Source organism: Streptomyces sp. NPDC048002 (assembly GCF_040653275.1).
Classification (GTDB): domain Bacteria; phylum Actinomycetota; class Actinomycetes; order Streptomycetales; family Streptomycetaceae; genus Streptomyces.
In genome coordinates this window covers 61,963-77,723 of sequence record NZ_JBEZNL010000040.1, presented here as the reverse complement: position 1 = coordinate 77,723, position 15,761 = coordinate 61,963, and the positions used below count along the sequence as shown (strand labels likewise).

Here is a 15,761-nt window from a genome sequence, read left to right as displayed (position 1 = left end):
CACGCACTCCCCCAGAGGGGGGACCCCCAGCCGCGTTGCCGAAACGCCCGAATAGCTCCGCTATTAGGGCGCTCCGGCGCCTTGCGATCGCACGCTCCCCCAGTCTCGGCTGCGCTCGACCGGGAGGTACCCCCACGACGCCGCGGGGCCCACCCTTCGGGCGGACGACGGGACTTTCAAAACACGCCCTAGTGATCGCGGTGTGCGTCGGGGCGTTCGGGTTCGCCGTCGTGTACTGAATCCGCTCCGGTGCGCACCCCGAAATCTCCCGGAAACACCCGCCGGTAAGTGTTTTCTTAGTTCGGCCCGATGCCCCTTCCCCCCGTTGAAATCCGTGTGGTTAGGTGTGCCCGCCGCTAGGGGAGTGGCATATGCGCTGGGGTCCGTCCGGGACCCGGGGAGGCACCGTGCGATCGGTTCGCATGCGGATTCTCGCGATACTTCTGGTGCTGGCCGCCGTGGCGGTGGCCGGCTGGCAGATCCTGCCGTCCGGGGGCGACGACGGCCGGACCATCAAGGTCGGCACGACGGACGTGGTCACGTCGCTCGACCCGGCCGGCGCCTACGACGCCGGTTCCTGGGCGTTGTTCAGCAATGTCTTCCAGTCGCTGCTGACCTTCGAGGCGGGCGGCGCCGAACCGGTGCCGGACGCGGCGGAGAGCTGCGCCTGGACGGACAGCCGGCTGCGTACGTACCGCTGCGAGCTGCGCGAGGGGCTCACCTTCCCCAGTGGGCGGACGATGACCGCGCGGGACGTCAAGTACTCCTTCGACCGGGTCCGGGCGATCGGGTCCGAGGTCGGTCCCGCCTCCCTCTTCGACACGCTGGACTCCGTCTCCGCCGACGGCATGAAGGTCACCTTCCAGCTCTCCTCGCCCGACGCGACGTTCCCGTACAAGGTGGCCACGGGCGCCGGTTCGATCGTCGACAGCACCAAGTACCCGGTGGACGGCCTGCGGACGGACGCCGGCGTGGACGGCACGGGTCCCTACGAGCTGTCCTCGTACACCAGGGGCGAGCGGGCGGCGCTGGTGCCCAACACCGCCTACAAGGGTGCCGTGCCGTCCGCCGGACGGCCGGTGGACCTGCGGTACTTCGAGGACGCCGACCAGCTGGACCGGGCCTGGCGGGGGCGGCGCGTCGACGTCGCCACCCGTCAGCTGCCGCCCGACACGCTCGCCGCCCTCGACCCCGGTGACTCCGGCCAGCGGGTGTCCGAGGCGGACAGCTCCGAGGTCCGCAACCTCTACCTCAACACCCGCGCCGACTCGCCTCTGCACGACGTACGGGTACGGCAGGCCCTGGCCTGGCTGGTGAACCGGGAGAAGCTCGCGGCGACCGTCTACCGGGGCACCGTGGACCCGCTGTACTCACTGATCCCGACCGGGATCACCGGGCACACGACGTCGTTCTTCGACACGTACCCGAAGCAGGACCCCGGCCGGGCGCGGAAACTGCTCCGGGCGGCGGGCGTCAGCCTGCCGGTCCGCTTCAGCTACGGCTACGCCACCGGGCGCGGCGCCGCGGCGGAGGAGGCCGAGGAGCTGAAGACGCAACTGGAGGCCGACGGCCTGTTCGAGGTGACGCTCAAGGGCTACGAGTGGACCGACTTCCAGCAGCGCTGGGCGGCCGGGAAGCTGGACGCGTACGCCGTGGGCTGGGTCGCCGACTTCCCCGACCCCGACACCTACGGGGCGCCCCTGGTGGGCACCGGCTCCACCATGAACACCGGCTACAGCGACGAGGGCGTCGACGCCCTGATCAAGGAGAGCCAGCGGTTCGCCGACCGGGAGGAGGCCACGGACGACTTCCGCGAACTCCAGCAGCGGGTCGCCGACGACGTGCCGGTGCTCCCGCTGTGGCAGGCCAAGGAGTACGTCGTCACCAGCGAGGACGTGGGCGGCGGGCAGTACCTGTCCGACGGGACCGGGGTGTTCCGCCTCTGGCGGCTGGGCTGGATCTGACGGCCTGGCGGCGTGATCCGGAGACTGGGCCGGGTCGGACAGCTCGGCGGCCGGAGCCGACCGCGTGGCCCGATCCCGCGGTTCACGCCGGCAAGGTCACCGTCACGCTCAGCCCGAGACCCGGCGCCGTGTCGACGACGACCTCACCCCCGTGCGCCGTCACCACCCCCTGCACGATCGCCATGCCCAGCCCGCTCCCCGCGCCGCCGCCCGCCCGGAAGAACCGGTCGAAGATCCGCAGCGCGTCCTCCCGGTCCAGCCCCGGACCCTCGTCCGCCACGCACAGCCGGACCACACCGTCGTCCCGGTCCACCCCGATCCGGACCGGCGCCCCGGCGGGCGTGTGCACGCGGACGTTGGTGAGCAGGTTGCCCAGCACCTGGCGCAGCCCCGACTCGTCGGCCCGGACCAGCAGGGCGCCCTCGGCCGCCACCGTGAGCGGACGGTCCGGCTGCTGCACCCGCAGGTCCTCGGCGGCGTCCCGGACCAGCCGGCTCACATCCACGTTGCGGAAGCGGAGTTCGGGCTGCTGGTCCAGCCGGGCCAGACAGAGCAGCTCGTCCACCAGCCGGCCCATCCGGTCGGCCTCCGCCATGACCCGCTCCCAGGCCCGTTTGCGCTGGTCGGGATCGTTGAGCATGCCCTTGTCGTACAGCTGGAGATAGCCGCGTATCGCGGACAGCGGGGTGCGCAGTTCATGGGAGGCGTCCGCCACGAAGCGGCGCAGCTGGGCCGCGCTGCGCTCCCGGGTGCGGTAGGCCAACTCCACCTGGTGGAGCATGGAGTTCAGGGCGGTGCGCAACTGCTCCACCTCCAGGGTCGCCTCCCGGCTGGAGGGCACCCGGCGGGTCAGATCGCCCTCGGCGATGGCCGAGGAGGTCTCCACCATGTCCTCCAGCGGGCGCATCCGGCGGCGCACGCTGAACAGCGTCACACAGGCCAGCAGCGCCAGCAGCACGCTCCCGAAGGCGAGGTCCAGCTTGACGGCCTTGGCCATGCCCTCGTGCAGGGCGTCGGTGGAGGTGGCGATCAGCACCAGCGTGCCGTCGGACAGCCGGGCCCCGATCATCCGGTACGGGGTGCCGTCCACGTCGATGTCGCGGGGCTCGGCGCGCGCGGCGACGGCGGCGGGGTCCCCGGCCGCCGCGGCGATCTCCCGCTGGCGCGGCGTCGGTTCGAGCGGACCGAGCGCCACCGGGCGGCCCGCGCCGTCCACGGCGACGAACACCGAGGTGGTCGAGGAGGGGAAACCGCTCTCGGTGCCGTCCCCCACGAACTGGTCCATGGCGATGCCCAGTTCGCCGAGGGACTCCACCTGGCGGAGGGAGAAGCCGGCGTTCTGGAGCGTGGTGCGGGTGGAGACCAGCTCGGAGTCGATCTTGTCCAGCAGGTAGTGGCGGGCGGTCATCAGACTGATCGCCGTCGCCGCGACCACCCCGAGCGCCAGCAACGCGACGTTGGCCAGCGTCAGTTTGCCGCGCAGCGAGTGGATTCCGCGGTGCCCGCGGCACAGGTGCCCCAGCATCACGCCAGTCCGTACCCCACGCCCCGCCGGGTGGTGATCACCGGCGGTCCGAGGGTGTCCAGCTTGCGGCGCAGATAGCTGATGTAGGTCTCCACGACGGTCGACTCGGGCGGGGTGTGCTCGTACTGCCAGACATGCCTGAGCAGTTGCTCCTTGGGCACGATCCGGCCGCCGTTGCGGACCAGGAAGCGCAGCAGGGCGTACTCGGTGGGGGTCAGCTCCACCGTGCGGCCCGCGCGGTGCACGGAGTACGTCGACTCGTCCAGTTCCAGGTCGCCGTAGCGCAGCGGCGGGCGCTGCGGGAGGACGTCGGCGGAGCGGGTGCGGCGCAGGACCGCGGTGATCCGGGCGATCACCACGTCGATGTCGAAGGGCTTGGTGATGTAGTCGTCGCCGAAGCCGAGGGCGCCGACGATCTCGGCGGGCGAGTCCCGCGCGGTGAGGAAGACGAGCGCCAGGTCGGGCCGCCGGGACCGCAGTTCGCGGCCGAGGGCGCGGCCGTCGCCGTCCGGCAGCATCACGTCCAGCAGCGCCACGTCCGGGCGGGTGCGCCCGGCGAGCGCCAGGGCCTCGCGGACCGTGCCCGCGGTCATCACCTCGAACCGGTGGTAGCGCAGGGCGATGGCGAGGACGTCCGCGATGCTCTCCTCGTCCTCGACGACCAGCACGGTGCCCGCAGCCGTTGTCATGCCCCCAGTATCGGCACGCGCGCCGACGGCCGGGCACCTTCCGCGCTTTGGAGTTCCTTGAGAGTCCGGCCCGCCGCGTGTCCGCGCCCCCGCTCCGCCCCCAATTCTGGTGCCAGGACCTGGGGGACCGACCGACGACCGATGAAGGAGCGTTGAGCGTGGCGACTTTGGCACGGTGGTGCTATCGGCACCGGCTGGTGGTCCTGTTGCTGTGGTTGGGGGCACTGTTCGGCCTGGGCTTCGGCGGATCCGCGGCGGGCACGGACTACGCGAACGTCTTCTCCCTGCCGAACACGGACTCCAAGAGCGCGTACGACCTGATGGAGAAGGCGTTCCCGGAGCGCGCCGGGGACACCGACACGGTGGTGTGGAAGACCGAGGAGGGCTCCGTACGGGACGAGGCCGTACGTTCCCGCGTCCAGCCCGCGTTGGAGGAGATCGCGAGCATGGAGGGCGTCGGTGAGGTCACCGACCCCTACGCGGGCACCCCGGGGGCGGCGGCCGTCAGTGAGGACGGGCGGATCGCGTACGCCCAGATCACCTTCGAGGAGCAGGCCAACGCCATCCCGAAGGAGACGATCGAGGAGATCGTCGACATCGCGCAGGCCGCCGAGCGGGACGGACTCCAGGTGGAGCTGGGCGGCCAGGCCATCGCCCGCACCCAGGAGCCCCCGGCGGGCACCGCGGAGGCGGTCGGCATCCTCGCCGCGGCCGTCGTGCTGTTCCTGGCCTTCGGCTCCCTGTTCGCGATGCTGCTGCCGATCGTGGTGGCCGTCGCCGGTGTCGGCACCGGCATGCTCTCCACGATGCTGCTCAGCCATGTCACCGACGTGCCCGAAGTGGCGCCGCTGCTGGGCTCGTTGATCGGCCTCGGGGTCGGCATCGACTACGCGCTGTTCATCGTCACCCGGCACCGGCGCGGCATCCTGCGCGGGATGAAACCGGAGGAGGCCGCGGTGACGGCCCTCAACACCTCCGGACGCGCGGTGCTGTTCGCCGGCGGCACGGTGTGCATCGCGCTCGCGGGCATGCTGGTGATGAACATGCGGTTCCTGGACGGCGTGGTCGTCGCGACCTCGCTGACCGTGGTGCTGAGCGTGCTGGCCGCGATCACCCTGCTCCCGGCGCTGCTCGGGCTGCTCGGCCCGCGTGTCCTCAGCCGCAGGCAGCGGCGCCGGCTGGCGGCGACGGGACCGGAGCCGGAGGAGGCGAGCGGACTCGCCGCGCGCTGGTCGACGTACGTGCAGAAGCGGCCGCGCGCCATCGCCGCGGGGGCCCTGGTGGTCATGGCGGTGCTCGCGCTGCCCTTGCTGTCGATCCGGCTCGGCGCCACCGACCAGGGCAACCACCAGGATTCCACGACCACCCGGCAGGCGTACGACCTGCTGGCCGAGGGCTTCGGGCCCGGGGTCAACGGTCCGCTCCAGGTCGTGGTGGACGGCCCCGCGCCGGACTCGCTGGTCACCGCGATCCAGTCGACCGAGGGCGTGGCGCAGGCGGTCGCCGTGCCGCCCGCCAACGGCGTCTCGGTGATCAACGTCGTGCCGACGACGTCACCGCAGTCCGAGGAGACCGACCGACTCATCGACCGGCTGCGCGACGAGGTGCTCCCGCAGGCCGGGGCCGAGGCCCATGTCGGCGGTGTGACGGCCGTGTTCAAGGACTTCGCCGAGGTGACCGGCGACCGGCTGCCGTACTTCGTGGCGACCATCATCGCGCTGGGCTTCCTGCTGCTGATGATCGCGTTCCGGTCGCTGGTGGTGCCGCTGACGGCCGCGGTGATGAACCTGCTCGCGGCGGCCGCCTCCTTCGGTGTGCTGGTGGCGATCTTCCAGTGGGGCTGGGGCACCGAGCTGATCGGGGTCGGCAAGGAGGGGCCGATCACCTCGTTCCTGCCGGTGATCATGCTCTCGCTGCTCTTCGGCCTCTCCATGGACTACCAGGTCTTCCTGGTCAGCCGGATGCACGAGGAGTGGGTGCACACCAAGGACAACGCGCGCGCGGTCCGGGTGGGCCTCGCGGAGACCAGCCGGGTCATCAACTGCGCGGCCCTGATCATGATCTGCGTGTTCTCCGCGTTCGTCCTCAGCGGCGACATGGAGGGCGCGATGGCGGGCGTCGGCCTCGCCGCCGCGGTGGCGCTGGACGCGTTCATCCTGCGTACGGCGCTGGTGCCGGCCGCGATGCACCTGCTGGGCAAGGCCAACTGGTGGCTGCCGGCCGGTCTGGAGAAGCGGCTGCCGCACCTGGCGGTGGAGCCGGCCGAGCAGCCCGCTCCGGAGCCGGCCCCCGAGGGCGGCGCCTCCGCGGTGCACGGCTACATCCGTACCGCGGACGGCGAGGCGGTGGCGGGCGCCGCGGTGACCCTGCTGACGAAGGGCGGCCGCCAGCTGGACCGGGTGACCTCCCTCGCGGACGGCTCGTACATCGTCTCGGTCCCGGCGCCGGGCACCTATCTGCTCGCGGCGACCACCCAGGAGCACGGGTCGCGCGCGCGGCACGTGGTGGTGGAGGGCAGGCCGTTGGTGCACGACGTGGAACTCGCCGAGGGCGAGGTGGACGCGATCAGCTGACGCGATCAGCTGACGCGGCGGCGGAAGCCGTCGGTTGACGGGGCCGGTGGAAGCCGCCGCTTGACGCGGCCGGCGGAAGCCGTCGGTTGACGCGGTCAGGGGCGCTCGTCCGGTGCGGCGGGCGCCCCCTCCTTCCCGGCCGGCTCGGGATCCTTGCGGGCCGGGTCGGGCATCACCCTGGTCATGCCCGGCAGGAAGTCCGTGAACAGCTCGTGCACCTCGCGCACGAGCGGCCGCAGGACCCGGAACCGGGCCAGCGCCACTCCGCGCGCGGTGAGCCGGGCACCGCGCTCGGCGAGCTTGTAGCTGCGCTCGCGGTCCGGGGTGCGGTCGAAGATCCAGTACAGCACCAGGCCCATCTGGGACAGCCACATCAGCTCGGGCAGGACGTCCCGCAGTTCCTCCGGCACCTTCGTCCGGGTGGCGCCCGCGAGCACGTCCCGGTGGACCTGGACGGCCGCCACGCGCGCGTGCTCCGACTCCGGGGAGAAGGGGCTCAGCGGGGAGTCCGGATCGGCGGCGTTCTTGAAGAACTGCACCGCGAACTCGTGGTACGGCGTGGCGATGTCGAGCCAGGCCCGCAGTACGCCCGCGAGCCGGGCCTCCAGATCCGTCTCGCGGGCCAGCACCTCCCGGACCGCCACCTGGTGTTCGACGGCGATCCGGTCGTAGAAGCCCTGGATCAGGTGTTCCTTGCCCTCGAAGTAGTAGTAGGCGTTGCCGACCGAGACGCCCGCCTCCTGGGCGATGGCCCGCATGGTGGTCTTGTCGTAGCCGCGCTCCTGGAACAGCCGCATCGCGGTCTCCAGGATCAGCGCGCGGGTCTGCTCGGACTTGCTGGGTTCGGGGCTGTCGTTCTTCGAGGGCACGGAGCGAGACTAACCAGTCCGGACCGGCCCGGCCGAGCGGCCCTAGGGCCGGCCGTGGACCCAGCCCTGGGCGGGCCGGTAGGTCCAGCCGTCCGTGGAGCTGTACGCCTGCCCGCCCCACTGCCTGCCCCGCCACCGGGCGGCGGCCAGCACGGCGCCCCGGGCCAGCCAGGCGCCGGTGCCCCGGCTCAGGCGGTGGGAGAGTGCCCGGTGCTCGCGCAGGGCCCAGAGGACCACGATCCAGGCGGCGGCGGACCGGTAGACCTGCCCGCCGTCCCCGACGACCGTGATCTCCTCCCGGGTCCGGCCGAGCCCGGGGAAGCGCCGCACGGCCTCCTCGGAGCCGGCCGGCACCAGCTCCAGCGGCACCAACTGCGGCTGGCGCACGAGCCAGTCGCGTACGAAGGCGCACAGCGAGCACTGCGCGTCGTACAGCACGGTGAGCCCGCGGACCGGGACCCGCGCGGGGTCCCGGTCGGCTGCGGCGTCGGCCGTCACGCCCGCAGCCATTCCTGCGGCGGGACGGGCGGCAGCGGCTCGCGCTCCATCCGGCCCCGGCGGCGGATCCGGTTGAGGACGTACACGTTGAACAGGTGCATCACGCCCAGCACCAGGAGCACCACGCCGAGCTTGACCGACAGGCTCTCGAACATGCCGCGGGTGTCGGAGACGTCCCCGCCGTCGCCCATGAACAGCGCGACCAGGCCGAGGTTGACCAGGTAGAAGCCGACCACCAGCAACTGGTTCACGGCGTCGGCGAGTTCCTCGTTGCCCCGCAGCACGTCGGCCAGGAAGACGCGCCCGTTGCGGCTCAGTGTCCGGGCCACCCACACGGTGAGCGTGATGCTGACGGCCAGGTAGATGGCGTAGGTGATGACCACGCGGTCCATGGCCTCCCCCCTTCTTGAACGCGTTCAAAACGCTGACAGGGACGACTGTAGACCTGTCTTTGAACGTGTTCAACTCGCTTGCGCGAGGCCCGCGTCACACCGGTCGGCCGAGTGCCGGGCGCCGGGAGTAGTCGGTCAGACCGACCACGTTCCCCCAGGGGTCGGCGAACTCGACGGTCCAGCCGGTGGCCACCGGGAACGGCGGGTCCAGCGGCGCGATCCCGGACCCGGCGAGGCGGTCCGCGGCGGCGCGGGCGTCCGGCACCTCCAGCCATACCCGGGGCGCGGGCCAGGGCGGCGGCCGGTGCCCCAGGCCGTCCTCCTGGCGGAGCAGGATCCCGGGCGTCTCGTCACCCACCTTCAGCAGTGCGATCCCGGCCTCGTCGAACCGGAACCCCACGCCGAACCCGGCGCGTTCGTAGAAGCCGACGGCCTCGCCGAGATCACCGACGGGCAGCAGCACGTTGTCGAACCCGAGCAGTTCGTACGACTCGTCATCTGACACACTGTCAGAGTAGGTCGATGATCGTCCGGAGTGCGGGATTGTCAGTGGCGCCTCGTACGGTCGGCGTATGGGACACGTGACCTTCGTCGACGAGACGACCTCCGGGCGGCGCGAGCCGGGCCCGACGCTGGAGGTCGCCGAAGAGCGCCTGACGGCGCGGGAACTGATCCGGCGCCGGGTGCGCGAGGAGATCGCCGCGGGCCGTCGGCGCCGTACGGACCCCGAGGGGCAGATCGCTGCGGCCCTGAGGGCGTTCGAGGGCAATGGCCTGCTGCTGCTCGTGGGCGACCGCCAACTCACCGATGCGGACGACGAGGTCGAGCTGACCGCGGACACGGAGGTCACGTTCCTGCGGCTGATACCCCTGGCCGGCGGCTGACCAGGGACCGGCGGCTGACCGGGGACCGGCGGCTGACCGGGGACCGGCGGCCCGGCGGCGGGCCCACGGCACGAGAGAGGCGGGCCCCAGGACGCGCGAGAGCGGCCGTCCCGGGGCGCGGGAGGGCGGCGGGCCCAGGACGCGGGAAACCGGCCGTCCCGGGGCGCGGGAAAGCCCGAGGGCCCCGCTTCCCGCGTCGGCGGGTGCGAGGCCCTCGGGCCGGGACGGGTGAGGCTCAGAAGCGGCGCGTGATGAGCGCCTTCTTCACCTCGGCGATCGCCTTGGTGACCTCGATGCCACGCGGACAGGCGTCCGTGCAGTTGAACGTCGTGCGGCAGCGCCACACGCCGTCCTTGTCGTTGAGGATCTCCAGCCGCTGCTCCCCGGCCTCGTCACGCGAGTCGAAGATGAAGCGGTGCGCGTTGACGATGGCCGCCGGGCCGAAGTACTGGCCGTCGTTCCAGAAGACCGGGCACGAGGAGGTGCAGGCCGCGCAGAGGATGCACTTCGTCGTGTCGTCGAAGCGCTCGCGGTCCTCGGCCGTCTGAAGACGCTCGCGCGTCGGCTCGTTCGTCTCCTTGGTGACCAGGAACGGCATGACGTCCCGGTACGCCTGGAAGAAGGGCTCCATGTCCACGACCAGGTCCTTCAGGACCGTGAGGCCCTTGATGGGCTCGACCGTGATCGGCTTCTCGGGGTTGATGTCCTTGATCAGCGTCTTGCACGCCAGCCGGTTCTTGCCGTTGATCCGCATCGCGTCCGAGCCGCAGATGCCGTGGGCGCAGGAGCGGCGGAAGGTCAGCGTGCCGTCCAGGTCCCACTTGATCTTGTGGAGACCGTCGAGGACCCGCTCCTTGGGGTCGATCTCCAGCTGGAAGTCCTCCCACACGGCCTCGGCCGAGACCTCCGGGTTGAACCGGCGGATCCGGAAGGTGACGGTGATGTAGGGCGAGGCCGCGGCCTCCGCCTCCACCTTGTCCAGAACGGGGGTTGCCATCAGTACTTACGCTCCATCGGCTGGTAGCGGGTCTGGACGACCGGCTTGTAGTCGAGACGCACGGTCTCCGTGCCGTCGTCGCCCACCTCGCGGTACGCCATGGTGTGGCGCATGAAGTTGACGTCGTCGCGGTTCGGGTAGTCCTCGCGGTAGTGACCGCCGCGGGACTCCTTGCGGGCCAGCGCGGAGACCGCCATGACCTCGGCCAGGTCGAGGAGGTTGCCCAGCTCGATGGCCTCCAGCAGGTCCGTGTTGAACCGCTTGCCCTTGTCCTGGACCGACACGTTCCGGTACCGCTCGCGCAGCTCGGCGATCTTCTCGACCGCCGTCTTGATCGTCTGCTCGGTGCGGAACACCATGACGTTGGCGTCCATGGTCTCCTGGAGCTCCTTGCGCAGCTCGGCCACCCGCTCGGTGCCCGTGGAGGTGCGCAGGTTCTCCACCTGGTCGATCACGAACTGCGCCGGGTTCTCCGGCAGTTCGACGAAGTCGGCCTTCTGGGAGTACTCGGCGGCGGCGATGCCCGCGCGTCGGCCGAACACGTTGATGTCCAGGAGGCTGTTGGTGCCCAGCCGGTTGGCGCCGTGCACGGAGACGCAGGCGACCTCGCCGGCGGCGTACAGACCCGGGACCACGGTCGTGTTGTCGGAGAGCACCTCACCCTCGACGTTGGTCGGGATGCCGCCCATCGCGTAGTGCGCGGTGGGCTGGATCGGGATCGGGTCCGTGTAGGGCTCGATGCCGAGGTAGGTGCGCGCGAACTCGGTGATGTCCGGGAGCTTGGCGTCCAGCTGCTCCGGCGGGAGGTGCGTGAGGTCGAGGTAGACGTGGTCGCCCTCGGGACCGCAGCCGCGGCCCTCACGGATCTCCGTGTAGATGGAGCGCGAGACGACGTCACGGGACGCGAGGTCCTTCATGACCGGCGCGTACTTCTCCATGAAGCGCTCGCCGTCCTTGTTGCGCAGGATGCCGCCCTCACCGCGGGCGCCCTCCGTCAGCAGGATGCCCATGCGCCAGATGCCGGTCGGGTGGAACTGGAAGAACTCCATGTCCTCCAGCGGCAGACCGCGCCGGTAGCAGGCCGCCTGACCGTCACCGGTCAGGGTGTGCGCGTTGGAGGTCACCTTGAAGAACTTGCCGGTGCCGCCGGAGGCGTAGATGACGGCCTTCGCCTGGAAGACGTGGATCTCACCGGTGGCCAGCTCGTAGGCGACCACGCCGGCGGACCGCTTGACCCCGTCGACCTCGGTGATCAGCTGGTCCAGGACGTAGAACTCGTTGAAGAACTCCACGCCCTCCTTGACGCAGTTCTGGTACAGCGTCTGGAGGATCATGTGGCCGGTGCGGTCCGCGGCGTAGCAGGACCGGCGGACCGGGGCCTCGCCGTGGTTGCGGGAGTGACCGCCGAAGCGGCGCTGGTCGATGGTGCCGTTCGGGGTGCGGTTGAACGGCAGACCCATCTTCTCCAGGTCGAGGACGGCGTCGATGGCCTCCTTCGCCAGGATCTCGGCGGCGTCCTGGTCGACCAGGTAGTCACCGCCCTTGACCGTGTCGAAGGTGTGCCACTCCCAGTTGTCCTCCTCCACGTTGGCCAGCGCGGCGGCCATGCCGCCCTGCGCGGCGCCCGTGTGGGAGCGGGTGGGGTAGAGCTTGGTGAGCACCGCGGTACGGCTGCGCTTGGTGGACTCGATGGCCGCGCGCATGCCCGCGCCGCCGGCGCCGACGATGACGGTGTCGTACTTGTGGATCTTCATGATTCTCGCAGCCCCGTGCCTAGCGGATGTTCGGGTCGAAGGTGAAGATCACCAGCGTGCCCAGCAGGATGGTGAACACCGTGGCGGTGTAGAGCAGACCCTTCAGCCACAGCCGGGTGTTCGCGCGCTCCGCGTAGTCGTTGATGACCGTGCGCAGGCCGTTGCCGCCGTGCAGCATCGCGAGCCAGAGCATCAGCAGGTCCCAGACCTGCCAGAACGGGGATGCCCAGCGGCCCGCCACGAAGGCGAAGCCGACCTTGGACACGCCGCCGTCGAGCACGAGCTGGATCAGCAGGTGGCCGATGACCAGGACGACGAGCACGACGCCCGACAGACGCATGAACAGCCAGGCGGCCATCTCGAAGTTGCCCCGGGTGGACTTCGGGGTCTTCTTGGTGCGCTTGCGCGGGGCCTCGATGTAGGGGGCCGGGTTGTCGACGGTGTACACGGCGTCGCCCTCGACGGGGCCGATGCCGGACGCGGTCTTCTCAGTCGTGGACATGGGCGTCAGCTCCCGAAGAGTTCACGAGCGGCGTGGCCGAGGAGGGGGTAGATCGCCCCCAGCATCAGCACCAGCCACAGACCGACGGCGGACCAGAGCATCTGCTTCTGGTAGCGCGGGCCCTTGGACCAGAAGTCGACGGCGATGATGCGCAGGCCGTTGAGCGCGTGGAAGAGGACGGCGGCGGAGAGGCCGTACTCCATCAGCGCGACGATCGGCGTCTTGTACGTCGCGACGACCTCGTCGTAGGCCTCGGGGGAGACACGCACGAGAGCGGTGTCCAGCACGTGAACGAACAGGAAGAAGAAGATGAGGACGCCGGTGACTCGGTGAGCCACCCAGGACCACATTCCTTCCCGGCCGCGGTACAGCGTTCCAGCCGGCACGGAAGTCCCTCCGGGAGCGGGGATTGGGGCCGCGCCGGCTTGTGCTGTCGGTCGGGCCCGGCCGGGTACGGTCCACCGGCCCCCAGCATGTTAGCGATGTGGCTGGGTTTGGCTTACGCCGGGCCTATCTGTGTGATCAAAGTGGCACGCGAATGGGTGAGTGCCGCGGCTTGTGGGCGGGGTGTGCCGGTATGTGCCCCGACCGGGTCCGTCACACGGCCCGCGCGGGTCCGTCGTGGCTCGTCGCGCGGGCGGCGGGTCCTCTGAGGAGCCCGGCCAGACGGCCCTTCGCCAGGCGGCGCAGTTCCTCCGCGGCCACCGTCCGCTCGTCCTCGGGATCGTTTGTCAATCGTGACCGGATGGCGGTGAGGACACGATCGAGGGTTTCGCTCGGCGGGACGTTCCCGAGGTAGATCACGAACACATGACCGAATTTGTCGGCGTAGGCCGTGTGCGCCGCGCCCAGGGCCGTGTGGGCCGCCGAGTAGGAGTCCTCCGGGAGTGTCGGCAGCGCCTCGCCGGACAGGGCCTCGGTGAGATCGGCCGCGGTCAGGTCGTAGGCCGCCTCGTCGGCCGCCGCCAGCAGGACGTCCAGCGTGGGGTACGGGCGGTGCGCGGCGAGACGGTGGGCCCAGCGGAGGCTGTGCAGGCAGGCCAGCAGGGTGCGCCTGGCCTCGTCGGCGGGTGCCGTGTTGAAGCGCTCCAGGGTGGTGCCGCGCTGCTGGTGGGGGAGGGCCAGTCGGCCGGGAAGGTGTGTGGGCGTCACGTGGGTTTCGGCAGGGGAAGCTGTGAGAAAGATGTGCCGCCACGTTATCGACCATGACCCGGACCCGTCCGAAGGAGACCCGAATTTCAGCCGAACGGGAGAGTTTCGGAACCTCTTGTGGACGCACGTCCGGCGTGTCGGTCGTACGTTGGCTATGTGAGTCAGCACAGGCGCCGGGCGCCGGAGAAGAAGGTCGGACGGCGGGCCCTCATGGTCGGGGCCGCGGTCGCCGCCGCGGGTCTGGGCCTCGGCCTGTGGGCCTCCGCCGGTGACGGGACCGGCGGCCCGGCCGGTTCGGCGGCCGCCGGGACCTCCACCGACCCCTCCCGCACCGAACGTTCCTCCCGGCCCGCCGCCGACCCCACGCCGAGCCGCTCGTACGCCCTCTCCAGCGCGCCGCAGACCATTCCGGCGGTGCGCTCGCACACCCCCGCCCGCGGGCCCGGGTGGCGGGCGGACAGCGGGGAGCGGGTGGTGGTCGGGGACGCCGACCTCGCCGACGAGGGCCGGCTGCTGGCCCAGGAGCTGGGACTGACCTACGCGGGCGAGAAGGACGACGTGCGCGCCGGTGACGTGCGGCTGTCGCTCAACGACGACGAGGGCGCGAACCCGGAGTCCTACACCCTGACCGTGCGCGGCGGACGGGTGAACATCAGCGCGGCCGCCGACGCGGGCGTGTTCTACGGGACCCGCACCCTGAAGCAGGCGGTGCACGGCGGCGCCACGGCCCCGGAGGGCGTCGTCCGGGACGAGCCGGCCAAGCCGGTGCGCGGGTTCATGCTGGACATCGCGCGCAAGCACTTCACCGCCGACTGGATCGAGGACCGGGTCCGGGAGCTCGGCGACCTGAAGTACAACCAGCTGGGACTGCACTTCTCCGACGACCAGGCGTTCCGGATCGAGTCCGACTCGCACCCCGAGATCGTCTCCGACCCGCATCTGACCAAGGCCCAGGTCAAGCGGATCGTCGACCTCGCCGCCTCCCGGCACATCACGGTCGTCCCCGAGATCGACTCGCCGGGACACCTCGGCGCGGTGATCGCGGCCCACCCCGATCTGCAACTGCGCAACACGCAGGGCGTGGCGACGCGCGGCGCGATCGACATCTCCAGGACCGCGTCCGCCGAGATCGTCGACGACCTCCTCGACGAGTACGCCGGGCTGTTCCCCGGCGCCGAGTGGCACCTCGGCGGTGACGAGTACCAGGCGCTGACCGTGTCCGACCCCGACGCGTCCTTCCCGCAGCTGGCCGCCGCGGCCCGCGAGGAGTACGGCTCCGGCGCCGGTGTCGCCGACCTCGCCACCGGCTGGGTCAACGACCGCGCCGCGACCGTCCGCTCCCATGACCGGACCCCGCGCGCCTGGAACGACGGCTTCTTCCGCGACACCTCCGTCCAGGCGGACAAGGACATCCAGGTCGCCTACTGGACCGGCAAGGAGATCGGCGCCCGGCAGCCGGTGGAGTACCTGAGCGCGGGCCGCAAGGTCATCAACTACAACGACGAGTTCCTCTACTACGTCCTCGGCGAGCCGCAGACCTTCGTCTACCCGACCGGACAGCGCATCTACGAGCAGTGGACGCCGCGCGTGCTGCGCGGCACCGAGGCCGTGCCCGCCCGGTACGACGCGCAGATCCGCGGCGGTTCGTTCGCCGTCTGGTGCGATCTCGCGGGCTCCCAGACCCAGGACCAGGTGGCGGCCGGCATCCGGATGCCGCTGCGGGCGACCGTCGAGAAGCTCTGGAACCCGGGCACTCCGGACGCCTCCTGGGCCCAGTTCCAGGCCCTGGCCGGCCGCCTCGGCTGAGCGGAGCCGCCCGGCCCGGCAGGGCGCCCGGCCCGGCAGGGGGTCCGGCAGAGGAGTCCGGTGTCATCCCGATGCGCCGGATTGTCCGATACGGCTGCGAACGGGCGTGCGGCTGTGGTGTATTCGGCCGGAGTCGAACCGAACGGCCTGGGGGAA

15 protein-coding genes are annotated in these 15,761 nt (G+C 71.1%); 4 read left to right on the top strand and 11 right to left on the bottom strand.

Annotated features, from left to right (window positions below):
* The first annotated feature begins 407 nt into the window (after positions 1 to 407).
* Positions 408 to 1,964, top strand: a complete 1,557-nt coding sequence (locus AB0E07_RS33125) for an ABC transporter substrate-binding protein (protein WP_362260400.1) — start codon at positions 408 to 410, stop codon at positions 1,962 to 1,964.
* Between the two features lie 82 nt (positions 1,965 to 2,046).
* On the opposite strand, the gene AB0E07_RS33120 is transcribed toward AB0E07_RS33125, so the two are convergent.
* Together AB0E07_RS33120 and AB0E07_RS33115 are read right to left on the bottom strand one after the other, a co-directional pair.
* Complete coding sequence (locus tag AB0E07_RS33120; RefSeq protein WP_362260398.1) at positions 2,047 to 3,489, bottom strand: HAMP domain-containing sensor histidine kinase; 1,443 nt, start codon at positions 3,487 to 3,489, stop codon at positions 2,047 to 2,049.
* Positions 3,489 to 4,178, bottom strand: coding sequence for a response regulator transcription factor (locus AB0E07_RS33115; RefSeq protein WP_362260396.1), 690 nt, complete (start codon positions 4,176 to 4,178; stop codon positions 3,489 to 3,491). Before AB0E07_RS33115 ends, AB0E07_RS33120 begins: the two co-directional genes overlap by 1 nt.
* 167 nt (positions 4,179 to 4,345) lie before the next feature.
* Here AB0E07_RS33115 and AB0E07_RS33110 point away from each other — a divergent pair, with 167 nt between their 5' ends.
* On the top strand, positions 4,346 to 6,751 hold the full coding sequence (locus AB0E07_RS33110; RefSeq protein WP_362260410.1) for an MMPL family transporter: 2,406 nt from the start codon (positions 4,346 to 4,348) through the stop codon (positions 6,749 to 6,751).
* Between the two features lie 95 nt (positions 6,752 to 6,846).
* Here AB0E07_RS33110 and AB0E07_RS33105 read toward each other — a convergent pair whose 3' ends face one another.
* The 4 genes from AB0E07_RS33105 to AB0E07_RS33090 form a co-directional block, all read right to left on the bottom strand.
* Positions 6,847 to 7,620, bottom strand: coding sequence for a TetR family transcriptional regulator (locus AB0E07_RS33105; protein WP_362260394.1), 774 nt, complete (start codon positions 7,618 to 7,620; stop codon positions 6,847 to 6,849).
* 42 nt (positions 7,621 to 7,662) lie between these two features.
* Positions 7,663 to 8,130, bottom strand: a complete 468-nt coding sequence (locus AB0E07_RS33100) for a DCC1-like thiol-disulfide oxidoreductase family protein (RefSeq protein ID WP_362260392.1) — start codon at positions 8,128 to 8,130, stop codon at positions 7,663 to 7,665.
* Complete coding sequence (locus AB0E07_RS33095; RefSeq protein ID WP_362260390.1) at positions 8,115 to 8,510, bottom strand: hypothetical protein; 396 nt, start codon at positions 8,508 to 8,510, stop codon at positions 8,115 to 8,117. Before AB0E07_RS33095 ends, AB0E07_RS33100 begins: the two co-directional genes overlap by 16 nt.
* 94 nt (positions 8,511 to 8,604) lie before the next feature.
* Positions 8,605 to 9,015 carry a VOC family protein gene (locus AB0E07_RS33090; RefSeq protein WP_362260388.1) on the bottom strand — a complete coding sequence of 137 codons (411 nt, stop codon included), beginning with the start codon at positions 9,013 to 9,015 and terminating at the stop codon, positions 8,605 to 8,607.
* Between the two features lie 67 nt (positions 9,016 to 9,082).
* Here AB0E07_RS33090 and AB0E07_RS33085 point away from each other — a divergent pair, with 67 nt between their 5' ends.
* Positions 9,083 to 9,394 carry a hypothetical protein gene (locus AB0E07_RS33085; RefSeq protein WP_362260386.1) on the top strand — a complete coding sequence of 104 codons (312 nt, stop codon included), beginning with the start codon at positions 9,083 to 9,085 and terminating at the stop codon, positions 9,392 to 9,394.
* 235 nt (positions 9,395 to 9,629) lie between these two features.
* On the opposite strand, the gene AB0E07_RS33080 is transcribed toward AB0E07_RS33085, so the two are convergent.
* The 5 genes from AB0E07_RS33080 to AB0E07_RS33060 all read right to left on the bottom strand — a co-directional run bounded on the left by AB0E07_RS33080 (position 9,630) and on the right by AB0E07_RS33060 (position 13,799).
* Positions 9,630 to 10,391 carry a succinate dehydrogenase iron-sulfur subunit gene (locus AB0E07_RS33080; protein ID WP_362260384.1) on the bottom strand — a complete coding sequence of 254 codons (762 nt, stop codon included), beginning with the start codon at positions 10,389 to 10,391 and terminating at the stop codon, positions 9,630 to 9,632.
* A complete protein-coding gene (gene sdhA, locus AB0E07_RS33075; RefSeq protein WP_362260382.1) occupies positions 10,391 to 12,145 on the bottom strand; it encodes a succinate dehydrogenase flavoprotein subunit in 1,755 nt (584 codons plus the stop codon). Before sdhA ends, AB0E07_RS33080 begins: the two co-directional genes overlap by 1 nt.
* A gap of 19 nt (positions 12,146 to 12,164) precedes the next feature.
* The gene (locus tag AB0E07_RS33070) at positions 12,165 to 12,647 is read right to left on the bottom strand and encodes a succinate dehydrogenase hydrophobic membrane anchor subunit (RefSeq protein WP_362260380.1); all 483 of its coding nucleotides are present in this window, start codon (positions 12,645 to 12,647) and stop codon (positions 12,165 to 12,167) included.
* 5 nt (positions 12,648 to 12,652) lie between these two features.
* Complete coding sequence (gene sdhC, locus AB0E07_RS33065; RefSeq protein ID WP_269661213.1) at positions 12,653 to 13,033, bottom strand: succinate dehydrogenase, cytochrome b556 subunit; 381 nt, start codon at positions 13,031 to 13,033, stop codon at positions 12,653 to 12,655.
* Between the two features lie 211 nt (positions 13,034 to 13,244).
* Entirely contained in the window at positions 13,245 to 13,799 is a 555-nt protein-coding gene (locus AB0E07_RS33060) for a 2-oxo-4-hydroxy-4-carboxy-5-ureidoimidazoline decarboxylase (RefSeq protein WP_362260377.1), read from the bottom strand.
* A 210-nt stretch (positions 13,800 to 14,009) separates the two neighbouring features.
* Between AB0E07_RS33060 and AB0E07_RS33055 the strand changes: the two genes are divergently transcribed.
* Positions 14,010 to 15,605: a family 20 glycosylhydrolase gene (locus AB0E07_RS33055; protein ID WP_362260408.1), complete on the top strand. Its 1,596-nt coding sequence runs from the start codon at positions 14,010 to 14,012 to the stop codon at positions 15,603 to 15,605.
* Positions 15,606 to 15,761: the final 156 nt, after the last annotated feature.

Bases quoted from the DNA above. Each gene is read 5' to 3' on its own strand.
- AB0E07_RS33095 (WP_362260390.1), bottom strand. From the start codon at position 8,510: ATGGACCGCGTGGTCATCACCTACGCCATCTACCTGGCCGTCAGCATC.
- AB0E07_RS33055 (WP_362260408.1), top strand. From the start codon at position 14,010: ATGGTCGGGGCCGCGGTCGCCGCCGCGGGTCTGGGCCTCGGCCTGTGG.
- AB0E07_RS33070 (WP_362260380.1), bottom strand. From the start codon at position 12,647: ATGTCCACGACTGAGAAGACCGCGTCCGGCATCGGCCCCGTCGAGGGC.
- AB0E07_RS33100 (WP_362260392.1), bottom strand. From the start codon at position 8,130: ATGGCTGCGGGCGTGACGGCCGACGCCGCAGCCGACCGGGACCCCGCG.
- AB0E07_RS33115 (WP_362260396.1), bottom strand. From the start codon at position 4,178: ATGACAACGGCTGCGGGCACCGTGCTGGTCGTCGAGGACGAGGAGAGC.
- AB0E07_RS33120 (WP_362260398.1), bottom strand. From the start codon at position 3,489: ATGCTGGGGCACCTGTGCCGCGGGCACCGCGGAATCCACTCGCTGCGC.
- sdhA (WP_362260382.1), bottom strand. From the start codon at position 12,145: ATGAAGATCCACAAGTACGACACCGTCATCGTCGGCGCCGGCGGCGCG.
- AB0E07_RS33085 (WP_362260386.1), top strand. From the start codon at position 9,083: ATGGGACACGTGACCTTCGTCGACGAGACGACCTCCGGGCGGCGCGAG.
- AB0E07_RS33080 (WP_362260384.1), bottom strand. From the start codon at position 10,391: ATGGCAACCCCCGTTCTGGACAAGGTGGAGGCGGAGGCCGCGGCCTCG.